We start from the raw sequence: 20,128 nt of genomic DNA, 5'->3' as shown, positions 1-20,128 counted from the left end.
ATGTCGTGCGTGCGTCAGACGTGCACGTCGGCGGGCGATTCCTCGCCCTCGTGGAAGTTCGGCTTCTTGCCGATGAGGCGACCGATGCCCAGGATGATCCCGACGATGATCAGACCGGCGATGAGGCCGGCGATGGCCGAGAACAGGGTGTCGCCGATCCAGACGATGACGCCACCGGCCGGCTCGAGGAAGTGCTCGATGCCGTGCAGGATGTCCGCTCCGAAATGCACGCCGACCTCACCGAGGTTCACGAGCAGCAGGTGTCCACCGACCCACAGCATCGCGACGGTGCCGAGGATGCTGATGAAGCGGAAGACGGCGGGCATCGAGCGCACGATCCGGGTGCCGGTGTGGCGCACGCGCTGCGAGGGGTTCTTCGCCATCTTCAGACCGATGTCGTCGATCTTCACGAGCAGGGCCACCGCGCCGTAGACGACGCCGGTCATGATCAGGGCGATCACCGCGAGGATCGCGAGGGTGGTCCAGATGTCGAGGCCGGCCTCGAGGTTGGCGAGCGAGATCAGCATGATCTCCGTCGACAGGATCAAGTCGGTGCGCACCGCACCCCAGACGAGCTTGTTCTCGTTCCGATCGCTCTCGTCGGCGTGGCCGTGCTGCACACCGAACCACTCGAGCACCTTCTCCGCACCCTCGAAGCACAGGTACGCGCCACCGAGGATGAGGAGGTACGGAAGCACCCAGGGCGCGAAGGCGGTGAGCAGCAGGGCGATCGGGATGATGATGACGAACTTGTTCGCCAGAGAACCGACGGCGATCTTCGCCACCACCGGCAGCTCGCGTGCCGGAGTGATGCCCTGCACATACTGCGGGGTCACGGCGGCGTCATCGATCACGACACCCGCAGCCTTGGCAGACGCCTTCATCGCCGCGCTGAGAATGTCATCGACGACCGCGAGCAGTCCAACAGACATGTGCGTCTCCCCTGTGTGTATATCGGGGAGCAACTCTATCGGCTCGGCGAAAACTCACAGCCCGCTCACAGTCCCGCGGGACCAAATCCGGGGTGCCGCTGGTTCTTCTCTATGACGCTGCAGCCAGCTGCGTCGGACAAGGAGTCAGATCATGTCGAACGAGTACAGCAAGACCCCCGAGGCCGTCAGCGACCTCACGCATCTGCAGTACGAGGTCACGCAGGAGGATGCCACCGAGCCGCCCTTCCGCAACGCGTACTGGAACACCCACGACGACGGCATCTACGTCGACGTCGTCTCGGGACAGCCGTTGTTCGCGTCGACCGACAAGTTCGACAGCGGCACCGGATGGCCGAGCTTCACGAAGCCGATCGAGGCCGACGCGGTGACCACCCGCACCGACCGTACCCTGTGGATGAAGCGCACCGAGGCGCGATCCAGCGGAGCCGACAGCCACCTCGGGCACGTCTTCGACGACGGACCCCGCAACACCGGCGGGCTCCGCTACTGCATGAACTCCGCCGCCCTCCGCTTCATCCCGGCTGACAGCCTGGAAGATGAGGGGTACGGTCGCTACCGTCACCTCTTCGCCGGCCAGGACGCCGACACCGCCACCCCGAACTCTGAGGAGAACTCATGACCGACACCGGAACCATCACCCGCACCCCCGGGACCGAGACCGCCGTTCTCGCCGGCGGTTGCTTCTGGGGCATGGAAGACCTCATCCGCCGCCAGCCCGGAGTGCTCGACACCCGTGTCGGCTACACCGGCGGCAGCAACGACCACGCGACGTACCGCAACCACCCCGGCCACGCGGAGGCCGTCGAGATCGTGTTCGATCCCACGAAGACGACGTATCGCGACATCCTGGCGTTCTTCTTCCAGATCCACGACCCGTCGACCAAGGACCGTCAGGGCAACGACATCGGCTCGAGCTACCGCTCGGCGATCTTCCCTCTCACGCCGGAGCAGGAGACCGTCGCACGCGACACCATCGCCGACGTCGACGCCTCGGGCCTGTGGCCGGCCAAGGCCGTCACGACGATCGAGCCCGAGGGCCCGTTCTGGCAGGCCGAAGAGGAGCACCAGGACTACCTGATCAAGTACCCGAACGGCTACACCTGCCACTTCCCGCGTGCGGGATGGGTGCTGCCGAAGCGCGAAGAGAACGCGACGGTCTGACCCTGACCGTTCCTCGTCGGGTCTCAGGACTCGGCGAGGAACGTCAGCGCGGCCTCTTTGAAGGCACGGGATCCCGGCGCGTTGAAGTGATTGCGATCGGGGATCTCGAAGAACTGCCCCTGAGGTGCAGCCGACGCAAGGGCACGGGAGCCCTCGATGATCGCATCCTTCGACCCGGTCGCGAACAGGATCGGGCTCGCGGGCGCGTTCGACGGATCGGGATCGATCGTCCGTGAGGACCGCATCCCCTCGGCCAGCGCGACGAGCGCGCCGAGGTCGTTGCCGGGCACGCGCTCGGTCAGGGTGATGTAGTTCTGCGTCGTCGCATCCGACACGGGCGTGCCGTCTGCCAGATACGCGCGCACCTGATCGAGATCGAGGCGGGCGAGCGGGATGCCGTCGGGAACCCCTCCGAGCACGGCGCGTCCGATGCGGTGCGGCAGATCGCGTACGACCTCCCAGCCGACCCGGGCGCCCAGCGAATACCCGACATAGAGGGCTTCGTCGACGAGGTACGTGTCCATGACCGTCTCGACATCGGTGGCCAGGGTGCGGATGCCGTAGGCGTCGGGCTGATGCGGCTTCTCACTGAGTCCATGGCCCCGCTGGTCGAGGGCGAGCACCCGGTAGCCGGCCTTCGTGAGCTCGCGCACCCAACCGGTGAGCACCCAGGTATCGCGGGCGCTGGACGCGAATCCGTGCACGATCACGACCACCGGGGCGTCGAACTCGCCCCACGTGTACGTCGCGAGGCGAGTGCCGTCTGCGGCATGCACCTGCTGGGGTTCGGGCATCTGGGTCAGGTCGGAGAGAGGAACAGCCACGGCATCCATTGTCCTCCTGCGCTGACCGTGCATCGCGCGAGGCGGCGCGCATCCCGAAACAGGAAGAACGCCCGAGATCAGGAGAATCCGGAAGGATTCGTCCTGATCTCGAGCGTTCGTCCTGTTTTCAGCAGGGCTCAGAGCCACCGCGAAGCGGAATGCCGACGCAGATCAGCGGATGCGACTCAGAAGCGCGCGCGCAGCGCGTCGCCCAATGCGGCATCCACGTTCGTCCAGTACTGGAAGAAGCGCTCGCGGATCGCGTCGATCGTGATCCCCTGGCCCTGACCGGTCAGCGTCTCGAGGAAGCGTGCGCGCTGCTCGTCGTCGAAGACCGTGCGGTACAGCGTTCCTGCCTGGCCGAAATCGTCGTCGTCCAGGTGCAGCGTCGCGGCGGAGCGCATCAGCTCGCCGTCCGACTCCCAGCTCGCCTCGACACCCGCCGCCGGGTCGGCGGTCGGGCCGCCGGCCGCGCCGTACGAGTTCGGCGTGTACACGCGGTGCTCGGCCGGGTTGAACTTGTACTGCATCTGGCCCTCGTGCATGTAGTTGCGGGTCTCCGCGGCATGCGCCTGGTTGACCGGCAGCTGGTTGTAGTTCGCGCCGATGCGGTAGCGCTGAGCATCCGCGTAGGCGAACGCGCGAGCCATCAGCATCTTGTCGGGGGAGATGCCGGTTCCCGGTACCTGGTTGCCGGGCGAGAAAGCGGCCTGCTCGATCTCGGCGAAGAAGTTCTGCGGGTTGCGGTCGAGCGTGAACGTGCCGACCTTGATACGCGGGTAGTCCTTCTTCGACCAGGTCTTCGTCAGGTCGAACGGGTTGAAGCGGTAGGTCTTGCCCTCGTCGTACGGCATGATCTGCACGTAGACGTCCCACGAGGGGGCGTCACCACTCGCGATCGCGTCGAAAAGGTCGCGACGGTAGTAGTCGGCATCCGACCCGGCGAGCTTCTCGGCCTCTTCGGCGCTCATCGCCTCGACACCCTGCTTCGACAGGAAGTGGTACTGCACCCAGAAGCGCTCACCGGCGGCATTGATCCACTGGTAGGTGTGCGATCCGTAGCCGTTCATGTGGCGCCAGCTGCGCGGCAGGCCGCGGTCTCCCATGAGGTACGTGACCTGGTGCGCGGACTCGGGGGAGAGGGTCCAGAAGTCCCACTGCATGTCGGCGTCGCGCAGACCCGAGTCGCCGAGACGCTTCTGCGAGTGGATGAAGTCGGGGAACTTCATGGCGTCGCGAAGGAAGAAGGTCGGTGTGTTGTTGCCGACGATGTCGAGGTTGCCCTCGGGCGTGTAGAAGCGCAGCGCGAAGCCGCGCACGTCGCGCCAGGTGTCGGGGGATCCCTGCTCGCCGGCGACCGACGAGAAGCGCAGCAGTGTCTCGCTGACCGCTCCGGGCTGGAAGGCCGCGGCGCGGGTGTAGGCCGAGACGTCCTCGGTCACGGTGAATGATCCGAATGCTCCGCCGCCCTTGGCGTGCGGGTTCCGCTCCGGCACGCGCTCGCGGTTGAACGATGCGAGCTTCTCGACCAGGTAGCGGTCGTGGAGAACGGTGGGACCGTCGGCTCCGACGGTGAGCGAGTGCGCGTCGCTGGCGACGGGGGTTCCCGTCTGGGTCGTGGTGGCGGGCGTGATCGATGGGTCGGTCATGGTGTTCTCCTTCTGCGCGCAGGTACGCCGAATACCCCGGTGGACCGGGAGCGGACGACGGATGCTACTGCGCGGCGTTCTGGCAGCTGGGGCACAGGCCCCAGAAGGTGACTTCGGCTGTTCGGACGGTGAATCCCCCCGCCGAAGACGGGGTGAGACACGGCGCTTCGCCGACGACGCAGTCCACATCGCCGACCGCACCGCACTGGGTGCAGACGACGTGGTGGTGGTTGTCGCCGATGCGCCGTTCGTAGAGCGCCGCGGAGCCTGCCGGTTCGATCCGGCGGAGCAGGCCCGCCGTCGTCAGGTCCGCGAGGATGTTGTGCACCGACTGGATCGACGTGGTCGGAAGCACGGCGGACACGGCACGGTAGACCCGCTCCGCATCCGTGTGGGCCATGGATTCCATCACCTCGAGCACAGCGACACGGCCCGCGGTCGCCCGCAGTCCCGCATCGCGAAGCGCGGAGTCGAGGTCGGTGTCCATGCCTCGACTGTACCTTCTGTTTTTAGTTATTCAAAAGATCGGCGTGTCGGCGGAGGCGGTTGCATGGTCCGTGCAGACACGTAGCGTGGAGGGATGGATACGAGACGAGCGACGACGATCGGACTGATCCTGGTGGCGGGCGCGGCGCTCGCCGGATGCGCGGCGGAGCCCTCGGGTTCAGCCACCGGATCGCCGTCTCCATCGGCCTCGACACCCGCGCCCACCGTCAGCACGGATGCGGCGGACGCCGACGAAGCCCTGCTCCCGATTCCGGTCGACGAGATCCGGGAATGGGCCGAGACGGCGGTTCCCGGATCGGATGCCGAGGGGGCCGGCCCGATCCTCTCGGGGTGGCTGAGCGAGAACACCTCGGCTCATCACACGGCGGACCTGAAGTCTCAGGAGGCGGGTGCCTATCAGGCGCAGCTCGCCTGCCGAGGCGACGGCGTCATCACGCTGACGGCCAGCGGCCTCGACGAGGAGCCCTCTGCGGACCCGATCGTCTGCGAGAACGAGACGATCGCATTCGACATCACCACGACGGCCACCGGGATGCGGATCGCGATGGACCTCGAGGGTGCTCCCACGATCTATGCCCTGTCGCTGCAGCGATTGGGCTGAACCCCGATCGGTCGGCGTCAGGACTCCGACGGCGCGAGAGGCAGCTCGAGGCCGTAGTTCCAGGTCAGGATCGCGGGCTGCTCGCGGTAGAAGCTCAGCACCGACACCGACCCGGCATCCAGCGTGATCTGAGCACCGAAGCGAGGGGCGAGCCGCAGGTAGACGGCGGTGAGGATGCGGAGGAAGTGCCCGTGCGCGACCAGGGCCACGTCACCCTCGGCCAGCGCCGGCAGGACCCGAGTGAGCACGCGGGATGCGCGGGCCGCGACTTCCTCGACGGTCTCGCCGGGTGTGGCGCCGCGGATCACACCGTGGGTGAAGGCGCTCCAGTCGTAGCCGAGCTCCTCACGGATGTCCTTCGTCGTGCGACCCTCGTATCCGCCGTAGTCCCATTCGACGAGAAGCGGATCGACCTCGGCGTGCAGACCGGCGAGCTCGGCCGTGCGCCGAGCGCGTTCGAGAGGTGAGGACAGCACGAGTGAGAAGTCGTAGTCGGCGACCAGCTGTCCTGCACCGCGGGCGAGATCTTCGCCTCGGGCCGTGAGCGGGATGTCGGTGAGCCCCGTATGCAGGCCCGCCTTCGACCATTCCGTCTCTCCGTGGCGCAGAAGCACGAGCTTTCCCGAGGGATTGTCGGGCGCAGGACGATCGGGCAGGGGGTCGTACTCGGGGAGCGCAGGCACACCGCAACCGTAGTCCGGACGCCTCCCGGGGCACAGCCCGGCCCGATCTGCGGACGTCGTCCCGTTCTGCGGGCAAAGGGGCGGCGTTCGTCCGCAGAACGGGGCCGGACCCGCGAAACGGGACGGGTGGATGCCGAAACGGGACGGGTGGATGCCGAAACGGGACGGGTGGATGCCGTGGCCGACCGGGCCGTGAGAGGGCGGAACCGGCTCAGACGAACGTGACGGTCTGCTGCAGGCGCGTCCGCACGTCGAACAACTCATTGCCGCCGATCGCCCGGGCGCCGGGCACGCCCTGGCGCAGCACCATCGCGAGCGCGCTGCGCCGCACGACCACGACGGGCACTCCACGACTGCTGCCGAGCGGCGTGACGGCCTGCGACAGGTCGTCGTCGGGGAGCACGATGATCACTCCGCCGAACTTCACCCGCGCGGCCTTGGCCACCGTGCGCATGCGCGAGAGCGCCGCGGTGACGGGTGCGCGGGTGCCCAGGCTCGGGCCGGTGATCTCACCGCGTCGGAAGCCGACGACGCCGCCGAAGTCCTCCGACATCACGCCGTACAGGCCCGACGGGCTGAGCACCACGTGGTCGAGCTTGTCGTCGGCATCCGCGCCTGTGGCCACGTCGTGCCAGACCGTGAAGCCCATGCCGAGCGCACTCACCGTGCGGGCGGTCGCCTCTTCTGCCAGCGCATCGGCGAGCAGTCGACGCAGGTCTCGCGGGGCCGAGCGGACCAGGGCGGGGTCGTACGGGTCGGGCACCTCGACGCCTCGGCCAGCCCATTCGCGGATCAGCGACAGGTAGCGCTCCCGCCGCCAGCCGCCCGGGTGGCCGTAGGAGCGTGCCCGGGGGCGCGTGTCGGTGCGCGTGGCCGACTGCGGGCGCCATCCGCTCCACTCCGGCTCCGACGGGATGCCGGGATGCGCACCGCTGCGGCGGTCGTACGCGGCGCGGCTCTCGGCGGTGCCGACGAGCTCCCACGCGCGCTGCACCTGGATGAACACGGCCGCGTCGCCTCCGGTGTCCGGGTGCGTCTCGCGGAGGCGGAGCCGGTACGCACGCCGCAGCTCGACGTCGTCGACCGACGGGTCCACCCCGAGGATCTCGTAGGCAGAAGCCGAGAGCGGGCTGTCGAACATCGCTCTCCTTCCGAGATCGCGGCATCCAGAATATCCGGCTGCCGTTGTGGATTCGCCTGATCACCGCGGGTGCGCGAGCGCTCGGGCGATCAGACGGGCACGTCGATGATGCGCTCGCCGCCGATCACCGGCACGACGGCTCCGGCGGACGCCGCCGCGATGTCATCCGCGAGTCGATCGAGCTCGTCTGCTGGTACCCAGGCCTCGAGCGTCGCCAGCGCACCGTACCGGGTGTCGCCGAGTGTCGCGCCATGATGCTGCACCCAGTCGCGCAGCAGGTTGTCGAAGCGTCCTGCATCCGCATGCGCGACGTTGATCGTGACCTGGGTGAGCGACTGCCGGTTCACGAGCGCCGCGAGATCCAACGCCTCAGACACCGCCGACGAGTACGCCCGCACCAGACCGCCGGCGCCGAGCTTCACGCCGCCGAAGTAGCGAGTGACCACCGCCACGACATCCGTGAGCTCGCGGCGGCGCAGCACCTCGAGCATGGGCACCCCGGCTGTGCCCGAGGGCTCGCCGTCATCCGACGACCGTGCCTGATCGCCGAGCAGACCGGTCACCATCGCGGTGCAGTTGTGTCGGGCATCCCACCACTGCTTGCGGAGGCGGGCGATCACGGCATCCGCCTCCTCGACCGACCCGACCGGCTCGACGGTCGCGATGAAGCGGGACTTCTTGATGACGAGTTCGTGCTCCACGGGCGCGGCGATCGTCGCCGGGTAGCTGCGGGGCGGAGTCATCCGCCTCAGACTACCCAGCGCCGGCGCCTGCTCAACGGTCGACGAACGACATCTGCTGCGGGTTGTAGCGGTCGCCCTGCACCCCGACGCGCGCCGCGAGCTCGTCGAGATCGGCCATCTCGTCGGCCGAGAGTGCGACGGCCGTCGCTCCTGCGTTCTCGGCGATGCGCGAGGTGCGCCTCGTGCCGGGGATGGGGACGATGAACGGTTCGCGGGCGAGCAGCCAGGCGAGCGCGATCTGGCCCGATGAGGCCTCCTTCGCCTCCGCGAGTGCGGTGACGTGACCCACGAGGGCCTGATTCGCGGCGCGGTTCGCCTCGCTGAAGCGCGGGATGGTGCCGCGGATGTCTCCGTCCGAGAAGGAGGTGGTCTGGTCGACCGTGCCGGTGAGGAACCCCTTGCCCAGCGGACTGAACGGCACGAAGCCGATGCCGAGCTCGGCGAGCGTGGGGAGCACCTCATCCTCGGGGTCGCGGGTCCACAGCGAGTACTCACTCTGCAGTGCGGTGACCGGCTGCACCGCGTGCGCGAGGCGGATCGTCGAGGCGGATGCTTCGGAGAGTCCGAAGTGACGCACCTTGCCCTCGGCGATCAGCTCACCGACCGTGCCGGCGACGTCGTCGATCGGCACTTCCGGGTCGACGCGGTGCTGGTAGAAGAGGTCGAGCACATCGGTGCGCAGGCGCCGCAACGACTCCTCGGCGACGCGACGGATCTGCTCGGGCCGGCTGTCGAGCCCGACGCTCTTGCCGTCTTCGATGCGCCAGCCGAACTTCGTCGCGATGACGACCTGGTCGCGGATCGGCTCCAGCGCCTCGCCGACGAGCTCCTCGTTGACGTAGGGGCCGTAGACCTCCGCCGTGTCGAAGAACGTCACTCCCTGGTCGAGTGCCGAACGCAGTACGGCGATCATCTCGTCGCGGCTGCCGGGATTCGGGCCGTAGCTCTGCGACATCCCCATGCAGCCGAGGCCGACGGCCGAGACCTCGAGTCCCTGTCCGAGTGTGCGAGTGTGCATGTCGAGTCCTTTCGTTGCGACTGACGCTACGCTCGCTCGCGGCGCTGAGGGAGGGCCTGTCGGAACCTCTCTCAGAGCCGCGTGAGTCGCCCCCGACTACTCGACCGAGTCGTCGCGCAGGTACGCGATGTGCTTCGCGTGACGCGTCAGGTGGTTCTGCGTCCTGCGCACGAACAGCCAGGCCACGAGCAGCAGCACGAACCAGATCGGCGTCACCAGCAGCGCGGTCAGCGTGTCGGGCTGCGTCGTGAGTGCCCACAGGATGAACACGAAGAACGCGAGCACCACGTAGACCATGAACACTCCGCCGGGCATCCGGAAGGTCGACGCGGCCACCTTCTCGGGGCGCCGGCGCCGGTAGACCAGGTAGCTGCAGAGGAAGATCGTCCAGACGAACATGAAGCACACGGCCGACACCGTCGTGACCATGTCGAAGGCCGTGCCGATGTCCTTGCCCGCGTAGAGCAGTACGACGCCCGAGAGCAGCAGGATGCACGACAGGAACAGTGCGTTCTGCGGCACGCGGCGCTTCGAGAGGCGGCCGAAGATGCGCGGGGCGTCGCCGTCCTTCGCGAGACCGAACACCATGCGCGAGGTCGAGTAGATGCCCGAGTTCGCGCTCGACATCGCCGAGGTCAGCACGACGAGGTTCACGACGGTCGCGGCGATGCCCAGGCCCGCGAGGGCGAACATCGCGATGAAGGGGCTCTCGCCGGCGACGTACTCGGTCCACGGGGTGACGGCCATCAGGATGACGAGCGCGCCCACGTAGAACAGCAGGATGCGGATCGGGATGGCGTTGATCGCCTTCGGCAGGTTCTTCTCGGGGTCCTTGGTCTCGGCCGCGGCCGTGCCGACGAGCTCGACACCGACGAACGCGAACACCGCGATCTGGAAGCCGGCGACGAAGCCCATGAAGCCGTGCGGGAACATGCCGCCGTGGTCCCACAGGTTGGCGAAGCTCGCCGTGCCGGCGTCGTGCTGGAAGCCGGTGAAGATCATCACGAGACCCGTGATGATGAGCGCGACGATCGCGACGATCTTGATGAGTGCGAACCAGAACTCCATCTCGCCGAAGGCGGCGACGGTGGGCAGGTTCAGGGCGAGCAGGATGACGATCACGAGCACGCCGGGGATCCACAACGGGATGCCGGGGAACAGCGCATCCGTGTATCCGGCGATCGCGATCACGTCGGCGACTCCGGTGACGACCCAGCAGAACCAGTACGTCCATCCGGTGAAGAAGCCGGCCCACGGGCCGAGCAGGTCGCTCGCGAAGTCGCTGAACGACTTGTACTTGAGGTTCGACAGCAGCAGCTCGCCCATCGCCCGCATGACGAAGAAGAGCATGAACCCGATGATCATGTAGACGAAGATCACCGAGGGGCCTGCGACCGAGATCGTCTTGCCGCTGCCCATGAACAGGCCGGTGCCGATCGCCCCGCCGATCGCGAGCAGCTGGATGTGTCGGTTGCTCAGCGCCCGCTTGAGGTGCTGCTCTTCTCCGTCGGCGGTTCCGTCCACCCCGACGGATCCTTCCGTGTTCTGTGCCGTCATCGTCGAACCTCCGGTGTTCCGTGCCGCGTCCCGCTGCGGCATCCTTCCGACCGTACTTGCCGATCGGGTATGGCAGTTAACCGAATCGATTCGATATCCTGGTTCGACCCCCGATCATCCCCCAGTTCTGCGAGCCGCTTCCTCCATGGCCACCTCTCTCACCACGGGCCGCCCGTGGCGTGTCATCCTCTCGTTCTCGATCCCGCTGCTGCTCGGCAACGTCGTGCAGCAGATGTACCAGTTCGCCGACGCCGTCGTCGTCGGCCGCCACCTCGGCGTCGAGTCGCTCGCGGCCGTCGGTGCCACGGGAAGCCTGCTCTTCCTGCTGATCGGCTTCGCCTGGGGCCTCACCAGCGGTTTCGCGATCCCGATCGCCCAGGCGTTCGGCGCGGGCGACGGTGCGGCGGTGCGACGGTCGGTCGCGACCGGCGTGATCCTGACCGGCGTCACGAGTGTCGTGCTGACGATCGTCGCGCCGTTGATCGCCGCCCCCGTGCTCGCGCTGCTGCAGACGCCGGCCGAGCTCATGCCCGAGGCGACCACCTTCACGCAGATCAGCTTCATCGGCGCGAGCGCGACGATGTTCTTCAACTACCTCTCGGCGATCATCCGCGCGATCGGCGACTCCCGCACACCGCTGATCTTCCTCACCGTGTCATGCGCGCTCAACGTCGGTCTCGTCGTGCTCATGGTCGGCCCGCTCGAATGGGGCGTCGGCGGAGCTGCGCTCGCGACCGTCGTCGCCCAGGCGGTCTCGGTCGCACTCTGCCTCGAGTTCGTGCGTCGCCGCCTGCCGATGCTGCACCTGCGCCGAGCCGACTGGCATGTCACGCGCGAGGACTTCCGGGAGCACCTGCGGCTCGGGCTCCCGATGGGCTTCCAGGCATCGATCATCGCGATCGGGACGCTCGTGGTGCAGGTCGCCCTCAACACCCTCGGCTCCGAGGCGGTCGCCGCCTACACGACGGCCTCCCGGGTCGACGGCCTGGCCGTGGCGTTCCTGTCATCGCTGGGCCTCGCGTCGTCGATGTACGCGGCGCAGAATCTCGGCGGACGCCGCCCCGACCGCATCCGCCGTGGTGTGATCGAGGGCACCTGGATGGCGATCGGCGCCGGTGTCGCGCTCGGCGCCCTCATCATCGCGTTCGGTGCGCCCATGGTGCGGCTGTTCGTGGGCGAGGGGTCCGACGAGGTCGTGCGGCTCGCGCACCTCATGCTCATCATCAACGGATGCGGCTACTGGGCGCTCGGGGTGCTCTTCGTGCTGCGCGGCGCGCTGCAGGGGCTCGGCCACACGCTCATCCCCACGGTCACCGGGGTGGTCGAGCTCGTGATGCGCGTGGGCGCGGCTCTCGTGCTCGGCGCGATGATCGGCTTCGAGGGCGTGGCGCTCAGCAACCCCCTGGCCTGGCTCGGCGCGATCGCCCTGCTGGTGCCGGCGTACGTGCGCGCCCACCGCGACCTCGGCCGCATGCCCGTCGACCCGATCGAGTCGACTGAGACGTCGACGATGGCGATCATCGGACCGACCGACGGCTCGATGGTCGTCGATGCGGTGGTCACCCAGCCGGTGCGCGTGATCAAGGCGTCGCGGTTCGCCCGGTTGAAGCGCCGCTGAACAACTCGTCACAGTTGCGGAACATCATCCTTGAGATGGATGCCCTGTATGCCGACACTTCGTAGTGTTGGTCATACGGAGAGTCCGTCTGACCGGGGGGTCGTGATGACGTCATCAAGAATGGCAAGCGAACTGGCATCGATACTGGTGCCGATCGGAGTGGTGGGGGCCGTGCTCGCGGCGCTGTGCGCGATCGTCGCCGGAGTCGCGATCATGCGCGGCGCGGCAGGACTCGCCGGTGGAGCCGTGGGTCTGTGGATCCCGAGCGCGATGCTCAGCTCGACGGCATCCTTCGCGAGCCAGTGGATGCCGCTGCTCGTGTCGGGCGTCGTGCTCGCCGCGATGCTCGTGATCGGCGCCGTCGTGCGCGCGATCGTGAGCGCCGGAGAACCGGCGCGTCAGGCCGCACGAACCGCACGGGCCGAGTCCCTCGCCGATGCGCCCGAGCCGCAGCCTGCTCCGCGCGCGACGACGGCACCGAGCACCGGATCCCAGCCCGCACTCGCCGGCTGAGCTCGCCGGCTGAGCCCGCGGGTGCGGCCTCAGCGGTAGTCGCGGTCGCGGTGCTGTGCGGCCTCGTCGCCCGAGGTCACGCGCTCGGCCTCTCTGGCGCGCAGCTCGACGCGGCGGATCTTGCCCGAGATCGTCTTGGGCAGCTCCGGGACGAACTCGATGATGCGCACCCACAGGTGCGACGAGAGCCGGTCGTGGGCGTACGCGAAGATCGACCGGGCGGCGTCCGCCTCGGCCTCCACCGCATCCGTGCGCAGGCACACGTAGGCCTTCGGTACCGCCAGTCGCGTCGGGTCGGGGCTGGGGATCACCGCGGCCTCGATCACGAGATCGTGCTCGAGCAGCACCGACTCGAGCTCGAACGGCGAGATCTTGTAGTCGGAGGCCTTGAACACGTCGTCGGCCCGCCCGATGTAGGTGAGGTAGCCGTCGGCATCCCGCTGGGCGATGTCGCCGGTGTGGTGGTAGCCGCCGACGCGCGATTCGGCCGTCTTCTCGGGGTCGTCGTAGTACCCGGCCATGAGCCCTGCGGGCGGATGCGCGAGGTCGAGCGCGATCTCGCCCTCACTCTCCGCGAGCTCGCCGGTCGCCGGGTCGAGCAGCACGACCGGGTAGCCGGGCAGTGGGCGACCCATGGATCCGACCTTCACGACCTGGCCGGGGGAGTTGCCCACGCACGCCGTCATCTCGGTCTGCCCGAACCCGTCGCGGATCGTTCCACCCCAGGCTTCACGCACCCGATCGATGACCTCGGGGTTCAGTGGTTCGCCCGCTCCGACGAGCTCGCGCGGCGGGTGGGTGAGCCGGCCGAGGTCGGCCTGGATCAGCATGCGCCACACCGTCGGCGGGGCGCAGAACGTCGAGACGTGGTGCGTGTCCATGACCTGCATGAGGGTGTTCGCGTCGAAGCGGTCGTAGTTGTAGACGAACACGGTCGCCTCGGCGAGGAACGGCGAGTAGAAGCTCGACCAGGCATGCTTCGCCCACCCCGGCGACGAGATGTTGAGATGCACGTCGTCGGGTCGAACGCCCAGCCACCACATGGTCGACAGGTGCCCGATCGGGTACGAGACGTGGGTGTGCTGCACGAGCTTCGGGCGACTGGTCGTGCCGCTGGTGAAGTACAGCAGGGCCGTGTCATCGGCGGGAGTCGCGGCATCCGGCTGGAACGTCGTCGGTGCATCGGAGGACTCGTCGAACCGAGCCCATTCGGCGGGGATGCCGTCGCCCACGCCGATGCGCAGCACGTCGGCGTCGATGTCGGCGATGCGCTCGGCGAGCGAGCCCAGGGTCACGATCGCACGGGCGCGGCCGTGCTCGACGCGGTAGGCGAGGTCGGATGCCGAGAGCAGCGTCGAGGTCGGGATCGACACCGCGCCGATCTTGGTGATCGCGAGCATCACCTCCCACAGCTCGATCGTGTTGCCGAGCATCACGATGACGTGGTCGCCTCGACGGATGCCGAGGCCGGTCAGCCAGGCGGCGACCTGGTCTGACCGTGCGGAGAGGTCGCCGTAGCTCCACGACTCGAGACTGAGGTCGGCCGAGACGATCTGCACGGCCGGGCGGTCGGGGGTCTCACCCGCGATGACGTCGAACCACTCGAGGGCGAAGTTGAACTCCGTGGGCGTCGGCCAGGCGAATCCTTCGCGAGCCGCCTCATAGTCCGTGGCATTCGCGAACAGGAAGTCGCGCATCTCTCGGATCGCGGTCGTGGCTGCGGTGGCGCTGCGGCTCATTCGGGGCTCCCTTGCTCGACGGACCACTCCATCTTCGAGCATGTCCGCGATCACCGCTCGCCGACGCACAGTCGACGACGGTTGTGGTATTCCGACAAGAAACTGAATCCCACCATCGATGGAACGTGGTTCCATGCGGCAAACCTGTGCGGAGCCTGCGAAGAGCGCCCATACACTCGCCGGTGGCAACGACGCCACTGACCCCGGGAGTCCTCAATGATGAGTGCAAAGCCCCACGCGCACGGAATCGGCATGCGCATCGCCGTGATCGTGCTCAGCCTGCTGCTGGCCGCGATGGTGATCCTGTTCTTCCTGACCACAGGCAAGATCGCCGCCGGAGCCGCCGAGCTCGCCGACGGCACGACCACGGCGCGCGACGGGTCGGCCGACCTCGCGGCCGGAGCCGTCGACCTGTCGTCGGGAGCCGACAAGCTCGCCTCCGGAACAGAAGACCTCGCCGCCGGCGCCACCAGCGCGCATGCGGGCTCGGAGAAGGTGGCGGCCGGTGCGCAGAGCGCATCGACCGGGGCCGCCGCGCTCGCTGAGGGCGCGGACACGCTCGCGGCCGGTGCCTCGAACGCCGCAGATGGTGCGGCGCGCCTCAGCTCAGGTGCACAGTCTGCGCTGTCGGGTGCTGATCGGCTCGAGGCGGGACTCACGAAGGCGGATGCCGGCGCGCAGACCGCACTCGACGGCGCTCAGCAGCTGTCGGACGGCGCGAAGGCCGTCGATGCCGGGTCGAAGAAGGTACTCGACGGCGCCCAGCAGGTCGCGGCGGGCGCCCAGCTCGCCGACGAGGGAGCTCAGTCGCTCGTCGGCGGCGCCCGCGACCTCACGGCAGGTGCGCAGGCCGTCGATGCCGGTACGCAATCGGTGCTCGACGGCGCGAAGAGCCTCGCGACCGGGGTCGCCGGGGCGCACCAGGTCGCCGGCCAGGTGCTCGGCGGTGCGACGCAGCTCAACTCGTCGCTCGCGGCTGCGGTCACCCCGCAGCTGCAGGCCCTCGCCAGCCCGGCGACCGCGAAGGCGATCACCGACGCCGCCCACGGAGCGCCGGCGAATGCGCAGCAGCTGGCTGACGCTGTGGCGCAGATGGCCGCCGCGGATCCGGCGAACACGCAGCTGCACGACCTCGCGGCTCTCGCAGCGGGAGTGGATGCGCAGGTCGACGGCATCGCGGGCGCTGCCGCCGCCGCGCCTCTGCTCGCCCAGGGCACCATCCAGGCCGCGGCCGGGGCTCAGCAGGTCGCCGGCGGTGCGAACGCACTCGTCAACGGCGACGCCGCGAAGGGGTGGCCGGGCACCGTCGCGCTCGTCGATCCGACCAAGGGCGCCCCGGCGTTCGTCTCGGGGGTGCAGGCGCTCAAGACGGGCACCTCCGGTGTCGCCTCGGGCGCTGCGAAGCTCGAGGCGGGTGCCGGTCAGCTTCAGAGCGGCACCTCGAAGGTCTCGGCGGGTGCCGCGGGCCTCGCCGACGGCGCACAGCCGCTGAGCGCGGGAGCGACCCGACTGTCCGGTGGCGCGCTGAGGCTGGCCGCGGGCCTCGAGCCGCTGAAATCAGGAACCGCAGACCTCTGGGCCGGAGCTGATCGCCTCGCTGCAGGGCTCGACACGCTCTCCGCCGGGGCCACGTCTCTGCATGACGGCACCGTGCGGCTCAGCTCGGGAGCGACGACTCTCGATGAAGGGGCCACAAGGCTCGCGGAGGGCACCGCGACCCTGAAATCCGGCGCGTCGGAGCTCAGCACGGGCGTCGGCGAGCTGTCGGCCGGAGCGGCGACGGTCGCCGCGGGAACAGGCGACCTGGCCGACGGCGGAGACAGACTCGAAGCCGGCGCCTCCGACCTCGCCGACGGAAACGGTCTGATCGCCGACGGGTCAGGGACACTCGCGACGGCCACAGCCGGTGCCGCACCCTCGATGCTGCCGTGGATGCTCGGCATCGCGCTGGTCGGACTCATCGCCCTGGGCTTCTGGATCGGCCACCGCGTCAGTCACAGCCGCGCGACGGACTGAGTCCGTCCGGGCGTGAGCCCGTCGCACCGCGCTCCCGGAAGGAGATCTCTCGTTCAGAAGGACCGGATCCACAGGACGGTCCTGTGAAGCGAGAGATCTCCTTCCGGGCGCACGTCCCGGTGGCTTCGCCGCAGCCACTCGGTGGGTGGCACAGCGCAGCCTCACGAGATGCCCGAATAGGCGTGGAGTCCTTTGAAGAAGATGTTCACGACCGTGAAGTTGAAGAGCACGGCAGTGAAGCCGATGATCGACAACCACGACGAACGCGCACCCCGCCACCCTCGAGTGGACCGGGCATGAATGTATCCGGCGTACACGACCCAGATGATGAACGTCCACGTCTCCTTCACGTCGAAACCCCAGTAACGGGTCCAGGCGCTGTGCGCCCAGATCGCCCCCGCGATCATGGTGAAGGTCCAGAGGACAAAGCCGTACGTAGTGCACCGGTACGCGAGAGATTCCAGCCTTTCGCTGGACGGTACAGTGCGCAGCGCTCGGGCCAATCTTCCGTTCGCGGCTGCGTGTGCGGCGGCTTCACGTCGAGCCTGGAGGAGCTGAACGACAGACAGCGATGCGGCGATGGCGAACATCGCCGTGGCGAGCGACGCCACGAGTACGTGGATGACGAGCCACACCGACTTCAGGGGCTCAGCGAGCGGGGTCACCTCGACATAGAAGCCGGCCGTTGCGAGTCCGAGCAGAGCGACGACCAGGCCGGTGAGGAATGTGCCCAGGAAGCGCAGATCGATCCGGATGAGACATACGAGGTAGACCAGCACGATCAGGAGCGTTCCGGTCATCGCGAATTCGTAGAGATTCGACCAGGGCACCCGCCCGCTGGCGAGACCTCGGAGAAGCGCCCCAGCAAGATGGCACCCGAAACCCAGGACTGTGAGCGAGGTGCCTATTCGTGCATGGATCGAACGCGTGCGGAGATCAGAAGCGGTCTCATCTGAGCGTTTTGCAAGGTCGAAACCGTAAAACAGGAATGCCAAGACGTAGATCGCGATCGCTGTCCACACGCAGAGAAGGGATAGCGTATCGGCGCTCATGATCGGACCAGATTAGGAGCACGCCGTCGCCCACGGCGTGCGCACAGCCACGCAAAGGCCGGTATTCCAGAATGGAATTATCGAGATATCGTCGCGGCCGAATTGGCGAGATCCGCAGATCCGAGTCGCCGCCTATGGCAGGCGGATGGTCCCCGTGGCGATGCGCTCGGTCGGCATCCGATCGCGGTTGTAGGTGATCTCGTTGTAGCCGTGCGGCGTGGGCATCCCGTCGTCATCCAGACTCACGAAGACGATCTTCTCGATCGTGAGGATGCGCTTGCGGGTGATCATGTTGCGGGCGACCGCCCGCATGGTCAGAGACGTGGTGCCGAAGTGCGTCGCCTGCAGACCGATCTCGATCAGGTCGCCCTGCACGGCCGACGCCTCGAAGTTGATCTCCGAGATGTGCTTCGTCACCGCACGGTAATTGCCCAGCTGCACGATCGCGTAGATCGCCGCCTCCTCGTCGATCCACTTCAGCAGGCTCCCGCCGAACAGCGAGCCGTTCGCGTTGAGGTCTTCGGGGCGCACCCATTTGCGGGTGCGGAAGTTGATGCCGTCCTCGGACCACTGCCACTCGGGTGTCTTCTGCTTCGCCATGCTCCGAGGGTAGGAGCCTCGTGAGTCGGGGGTGTTACGCGGGGATTCCGGAGCGATCTGCCTCAGGCGGATCTGCTCCGGGCGGATACCGCCGCGCACGGCCTCGCGGCGGCGGATGCTGAGGTCATGAGCGAAGAGAACCCCATTCCGCAGTTCGGCCCCGAAGCCCGACGAGCGCTGTTCCACGAACGCGTCCTGGTGCTCGACGGCGCCCTCGACGACGACAACGGTACGCTGCTGATGACGCAGCTGCTGACGCTCTCGGTCGAGGATCCGACCACCGACATCGCCCTCTGGATCCACTCGCCCGGCGGGTCCGTCCCCTCCATGCTCGCGATCCGCGACCTGATGAGGCTCGTGCCGAACGATGTCTCGACCCTCGCACTCGGGCTCGCGTGCAGCGCCGGGCAGTTCCTGCTGTCGGCCGGCACGAAGGGCAAGCGCCGGGCCCTGCCGCACGCACGGATCCTCATGCACCAGGGGTCGGCGGGAATCGGCGGCTCGGCGGGAGAGATCGAGACGCAGGCCGACGACCTGCGCCACATGCGCGACACGGTGCTCGGACTGATCGCCGACGACACCGGACAGTCCGTGGATCGCATCTTCGAGGACTCGTTGCACGACCGCTGGTACACGGCGACGCAGGCGAAGGACTACGGGTTCATCGACGAGATCGTGGGCTCGCTCGCCGACCTCATGCCGCGCCGCCGTGCCCGGGTCGGGCTGGGGGTGAGCGCATGAGCGGCTACACGATCCCGAACGTGATCGCGCAGCATCCGCGCGGCGATCGGGCCATGGACGTCTACTCGCACCTGCTCGCGGAGCGGGTGATCTACCTCGGCACCGGGATCGATGCGGGAGTCGCGAATGCCCTGATCGCGCAACTGCTGCATCTGGATGCCGACAGTCAGGATTCCGGCATCCAGTTCTACATCAACAGCGAGGGCGGCGACCCCGGCGCGGCGCTCGCGATCTACGACACGATGCAGCACATCCGCCCGCCCGTGGCGACGACCTGCGTCGGGCAGGCGATCGGACCCGCCGCGCTGCTCGTCTCCGCTGGAGCACCGGGGCAGCGAGCAGCACTCGCGCATGCTCGGATCGTCCTGCATCAGCCGGCCGGGCAGTCGCGGGGGGCGATCCCTGACCTGATCCTGGCGGCCGACGAGGTCGTGCGCGTGCGCTCGGATATGGAATCGATCCTCGCCAGGCACAGCGGACGATCGCTGGCCGAGCTGCGCACCGACACCGACAGGGATCGCGTCTTCACGGCATCCGCTGCCCTCGACTACGGACTGATCGACACGGTGCTGGGGGAGCGGGCCGGCTGACCACCCACCGCGAAGGACACGGCCCGTCAGGCGGCGAGGGCGAAGGCCCCGCGCGAGGCAGGCACCGCAGCGGATGCCGGAGCCGCCGTGACCTGACGCAGCTCGTCGGCGACGGCGCTCGTCAGCTCGATGAGCGAGGTGTCGAGGGCGCCCGCGATCGCGGCGATCATCTCGCTCGACGGCTCCTTGAGTCCTCGCTCGACCTCAGAGAGGTACTGGGGCGAGACTCCGGCGTTCTCAGCCGTCTCGGTCAGCGTCTCATCGCGCCCGTGTCGTCGTCGACGCAGCTGGTCGCCGAGCATCTGTCGCCACAGCGGTTCGGGCTCGCTGGGGCGAGGGCGGGCAGGACGAGGTGCGCGGGAGAACGGGACGAGGTCGGCCATGCCTCACGATAATCCGCCGTCAGCGGATGATTCGAGTCG

Annotated in this window: 20 protein-coding genes and 2 pseudogenes; 9 read left to right on the top strand and 13 right to left on the bottom strand. The window is 68.2% G+C overall.

The window, feature by feature from the left end:
• Positions 1–14: 14 nt before the first annotated feature.
• Positions 15–932: a DUF808 domain-containing protein gene (locus JOF42_RS02265; protein ID WP_210096373.1), complete on the bottom strand. Its 918-nt coding sequence runs from the start codon at positions 930–932 to the stop codon at positions 15–17.
• Between the two features lie 151 nt (positions 933–1,083).
• On the opposite strand from JOF42_RS02265, the gene msrB reads away from it, so the two are divergent.
• On the top strand, positions 1,084–1,572 hold the full coding sequence (msrB, locus tag JOF42_RS02260) for a peptide-methionine (R)-S-oxide reductase MsrB (RefSeq protein ID WP_210096372.1): 489 nt from the start codon (positions 1,084–1,086) through the stop codon (positions 1,570–1,572).
• Positions 1,569–2,114, top strand: coding sequence for a peptide-methionine (S)-S-oxide reductase MsrA (gene msrA, locus JOF42_RS02255; protein ID WP_210096371.1), 546 nt, complete (start codon positions 1,569–1,571; stop codon positions 2,112–2,114). Before msrB ends, msrA begins: the two co-directional genes overlap by 4 nt.
• A gap of 23 nt (positions 2,115–2,137) precedes the next feature.
• Here the strand turns inward: msrA and JOF42_RS02250 are convergent, their stop codons facing one another.
• Both JOF42_RS02250 and JOF42_RS02245 read right to left on the bottom strand, forming a co-directional pair.
• A complete protein-coding gene (locus JOF42_RS02250) occupies positions 2,138–2,947 on the bottom strand; it encodes an alpha/beta fold hydrolase (RefSeq protein WP_210096370.1) in 810 nt (269 codons plus the stop codon).
• Positions 2,948–3,123: 176 nt separating this feature from the next.
• Positions 3,124–4,587: a catalase gene (locus tag JOF42_RS02245; protein ID WP_210096369.1), complete on the bottom strand. Its 1,464-nt coding sequence runs from the start codon at positions 4,585–4,587 to the stop codon at positions 3,124–3,126.
• On the opposite strand from JOF42_RS02245, the pseudogene gvpH reads away from it, so the two are divergent.
• A pseudogene (gvpH, locus tag JOF42_RS18265) lies at positions 4,586–4,861 on the top strand (gas vesicle protein GvpH); the annotation flags it as partial. The gene JOF42_RS02245 and the pseudogene gvpH sit on opposite strands and share 2 nt — an antisense overlap.
• Here the strand turns inward: gvpH and JOF42_RS02240 are convergent.
• Positions 4,781–5,074, bottom strand: a pseudogene (locus tag JOF42_RS02240) (Fur family transcriptional regulator); the annotation flags it as partial. The pseudogenes gvpH and JOF42_RS02240 sit on opposite strands and share 81 nt — an antisense overlap.
• A 93-nt stretch (positions 5,075–5,167) precedes the next feature.
• Between JOF42_RS02240 and JOF42_RS02235 the strand changes: the two are divergent.
• Positions 5,168–5,695: a hypothetical protein gene (locus tag JOF42_RS02235; protein ID WP_210096367.1), complete on the top strand. Its 528-nt coding sequence runs from the start codon at positions 5,168–5,170 to the stop codon at positions 5,693–5,695.
• 17 nt (positions 5,696–5,712) lie between these two features.
• On the opposite strand, the gene JOF42_RS02230 is transcribed toward JOF42_RS02235, so the two are convergent.
• From JOF42_RS02230 to cycA, 5 genes are all read right to left on the bottom strand, one after another.
• Positions 5,713–6,378 (bottom strand): histidine phosphatase family protein, encoded by a 666-nt coding sequence (locus JOF42_RS02230; RefSeq protein ID WP_307803508.1) that lies wholly within the window; start codon positions 6,376–6,378, stop codon positions 5,713–5,715.
• 211 nt (positions 6,379–6,589) lie between these two features.
• Positions 6,590–7,519 (bottom strand): DnaJ domain-containing protein, encoded by a 930-nt coding sequence (locus JOF42_RS02225; RefSeq protein WP_210096366.1) that lies wholly within the window; start codon positions 7,517–7,519, stop codon positions 6,590–6,592.
• A gap of 89 nt (positions 7,520–7,608) precedes the next feature.
• On the bottom strand, positions 7,609–8,262 hold the full coding sequence (locus tag JOF42_RS02220) for an IMPACT family protein (RefSeq protein WP_210096365.1): 654 nt from the start codon (positions 8,260–8,262) through the stop codon (positions 7,609–7,611).
• 31 nt (positions 8,263–8,293) lie between these two features.
• Complete coding sequence (locus tag JOF42_RS02215; protein WP_210096364.1) at positions 8,294–9,280, bottom strand: aldo/keto reductase; 987 nt, start codon at positions 9,278–9,280, stop codon at positions 8,294–8,296.
• Positions 9,281–9,376: 96 nt separating this feature from the next.
• A complete protein-coding gene (cycA, locus tag JOF42_RS02210; RefSeq protein ID WP_210096363.1) occupies positions 9,377–10,837 on the bottom strand; it encodes a D-serine/D-alanine/glycine transporter in 1,461 nt (486 codons plus the stop codon).
• Between the two features lie 145 nt (positions 10,838–10,982).
• On the opposite strand from cycA, the gene JOF42_RS02205 reads away from it, so the two are divergent.
• Together JOF42_RS02205 and JOF42_RS02200 are read left to right on the top strand one after the other, a co-directional pair.
• Positions 10,983–12,455: an MATE family efflux transporter gene (locus tag JOF42_RS02205; RefSeq protein WP_210096362.1), complete on the top strand. Its 1,473-nt coding sequence runs from the start codon at positions 10,983–10,985 to the stop codon at positions 12,453–12,455.
• Positions 12,456–12,575: 120 nt separating this feature from the next.
• Positions 12,576–12,968: a hypothetical protein gene (locus JOF42_RS02200; RefSeq protein WP_210096361.1), complete on the top strand. Its 393-nt coding sequence runs from the start codon at positions 12,576–12,578 to the stop codon at positions 12,966–12,968.
• A 29-nt stretch (positions 12,969–12,997) separates the two neighbouring features.
• Here the strand turns inward: JOF42_RS02200 and JOF42_RS02195 are convergent, their stop codons facing one another.
• Entirely contained in the window at positions 12,998–14,707 is a 1,710-nt protein-coding gene (locus tag JOF42_RS02195) for an AMP-binding protein (protein ID WP_210096360.1), read from the bottom strand.
• 219 nt (positions 14,708–14,926) lie between these two features.
• Here JOF42_RS02195 and JOF42_RS02190 point away from each other — a divergent pair, with 219 nt between their 5' ends.
• On the top strand, positions 14,927–16,723 hold the full coding sequence (locus JOF42_RS02190; protein WP_210096359.1) for a YhgE/Pip domain-containing protein: 1,797 nt from the start codon (positions 14,927–14,929) through the stop codon (positions 16,721–16,723).
• Positions 16,724–16,884: 161 nt separating this feature from the next.
• Here JOF42_RS02190 and ccsB read toward each other — a convergent pair whose 3' ends face one another.
• Positions 16,885–17,775 (bottom strand): c-type cytochrome biogenesis protein CcsB, encoded by an 891-nt coding sequence (ccsB, locus tag JOF42_RS02185; protein WP_210096358.1) that lies wholly within the window; start codon positions 17,773–17,775, stop codon positions 16,885–16,887.
• Positions 17,776–17,907: 132 nt separating this feature from the next.
• On the bottom strand, positions 17,908–18,375 hold the full coding sequence (locus JOF42_RS02180) for an acyl-CoA thioesterase (protein WP_210096357.1): 468 nt from the start codon (positions 18,373–18,375) through the stop codon (positions 17,908–17,910).
• Positions 18,376–18,501: 126 nt separating this feature from the next.
• Here JOF42_RS02180 and JOF42_RS02175 point away from each other — a divergent pair, with 126 nt between their 5' ends.
• Complete coding sequence (locus JOF42_RS02175; RefSeq protein WP_210096356.1) at positions 18,502–19,116, top strand: ClpP family protease; 615 nt, start codon at positions 18,502–18,504, stop codon at positions 19,114–19,116.
• Positions 19,113–19,706 carry a ClpP family protease gene (locus JOF42_RS02170; protein ID WP_210096355.1) on the top strand — a complete coding sequence of 198 codons (594 nt, stop codon included), beginning with the start codon at positions 19,113–19,115 and terminating at the stop codon, positions 19,704–19,706. The genes JOF42_RS02175 and JOF42_RS02170 overlap by 4 nt, the downstream gene beginning before the upstream one ends.
• 26 nt (positions 19,707–19,732) lie before the next feature.
• On the opposite strand, the gene JOF42_RS02165 is transcribed toward JOF42_RS02170, so the two are convergent.
• Positions 19,733–20,089: a helix-turn-helix domain-containing protein gene (locus JOF42_RS02165; protein ID WP_210096354.1), complete on the bottom strand. Its 357-nt coding sequence runs from the start codon at positions 20,087–20,089 to the stop codon at positions 19,733–19,735.
• Positions 20,090–20,128 lie beyond the last annotated feature (39 nt).

It is taken from the genome of Microbacterium phyllosphaerae (genome assembly GCF_017876435.1).
Classification (GTDB): Bacteria; Actinomycetota; Actinomycetes; order Actinomycetales; family Microbacteriaceae; genus Microbacterium; species Microbacterium phyllosphaerae.
The sequence above is the reverse complement of the archived record's forward strand: the minus strand, read 5'-3'. Positions and strand labels throughout refer to the sequence as shown.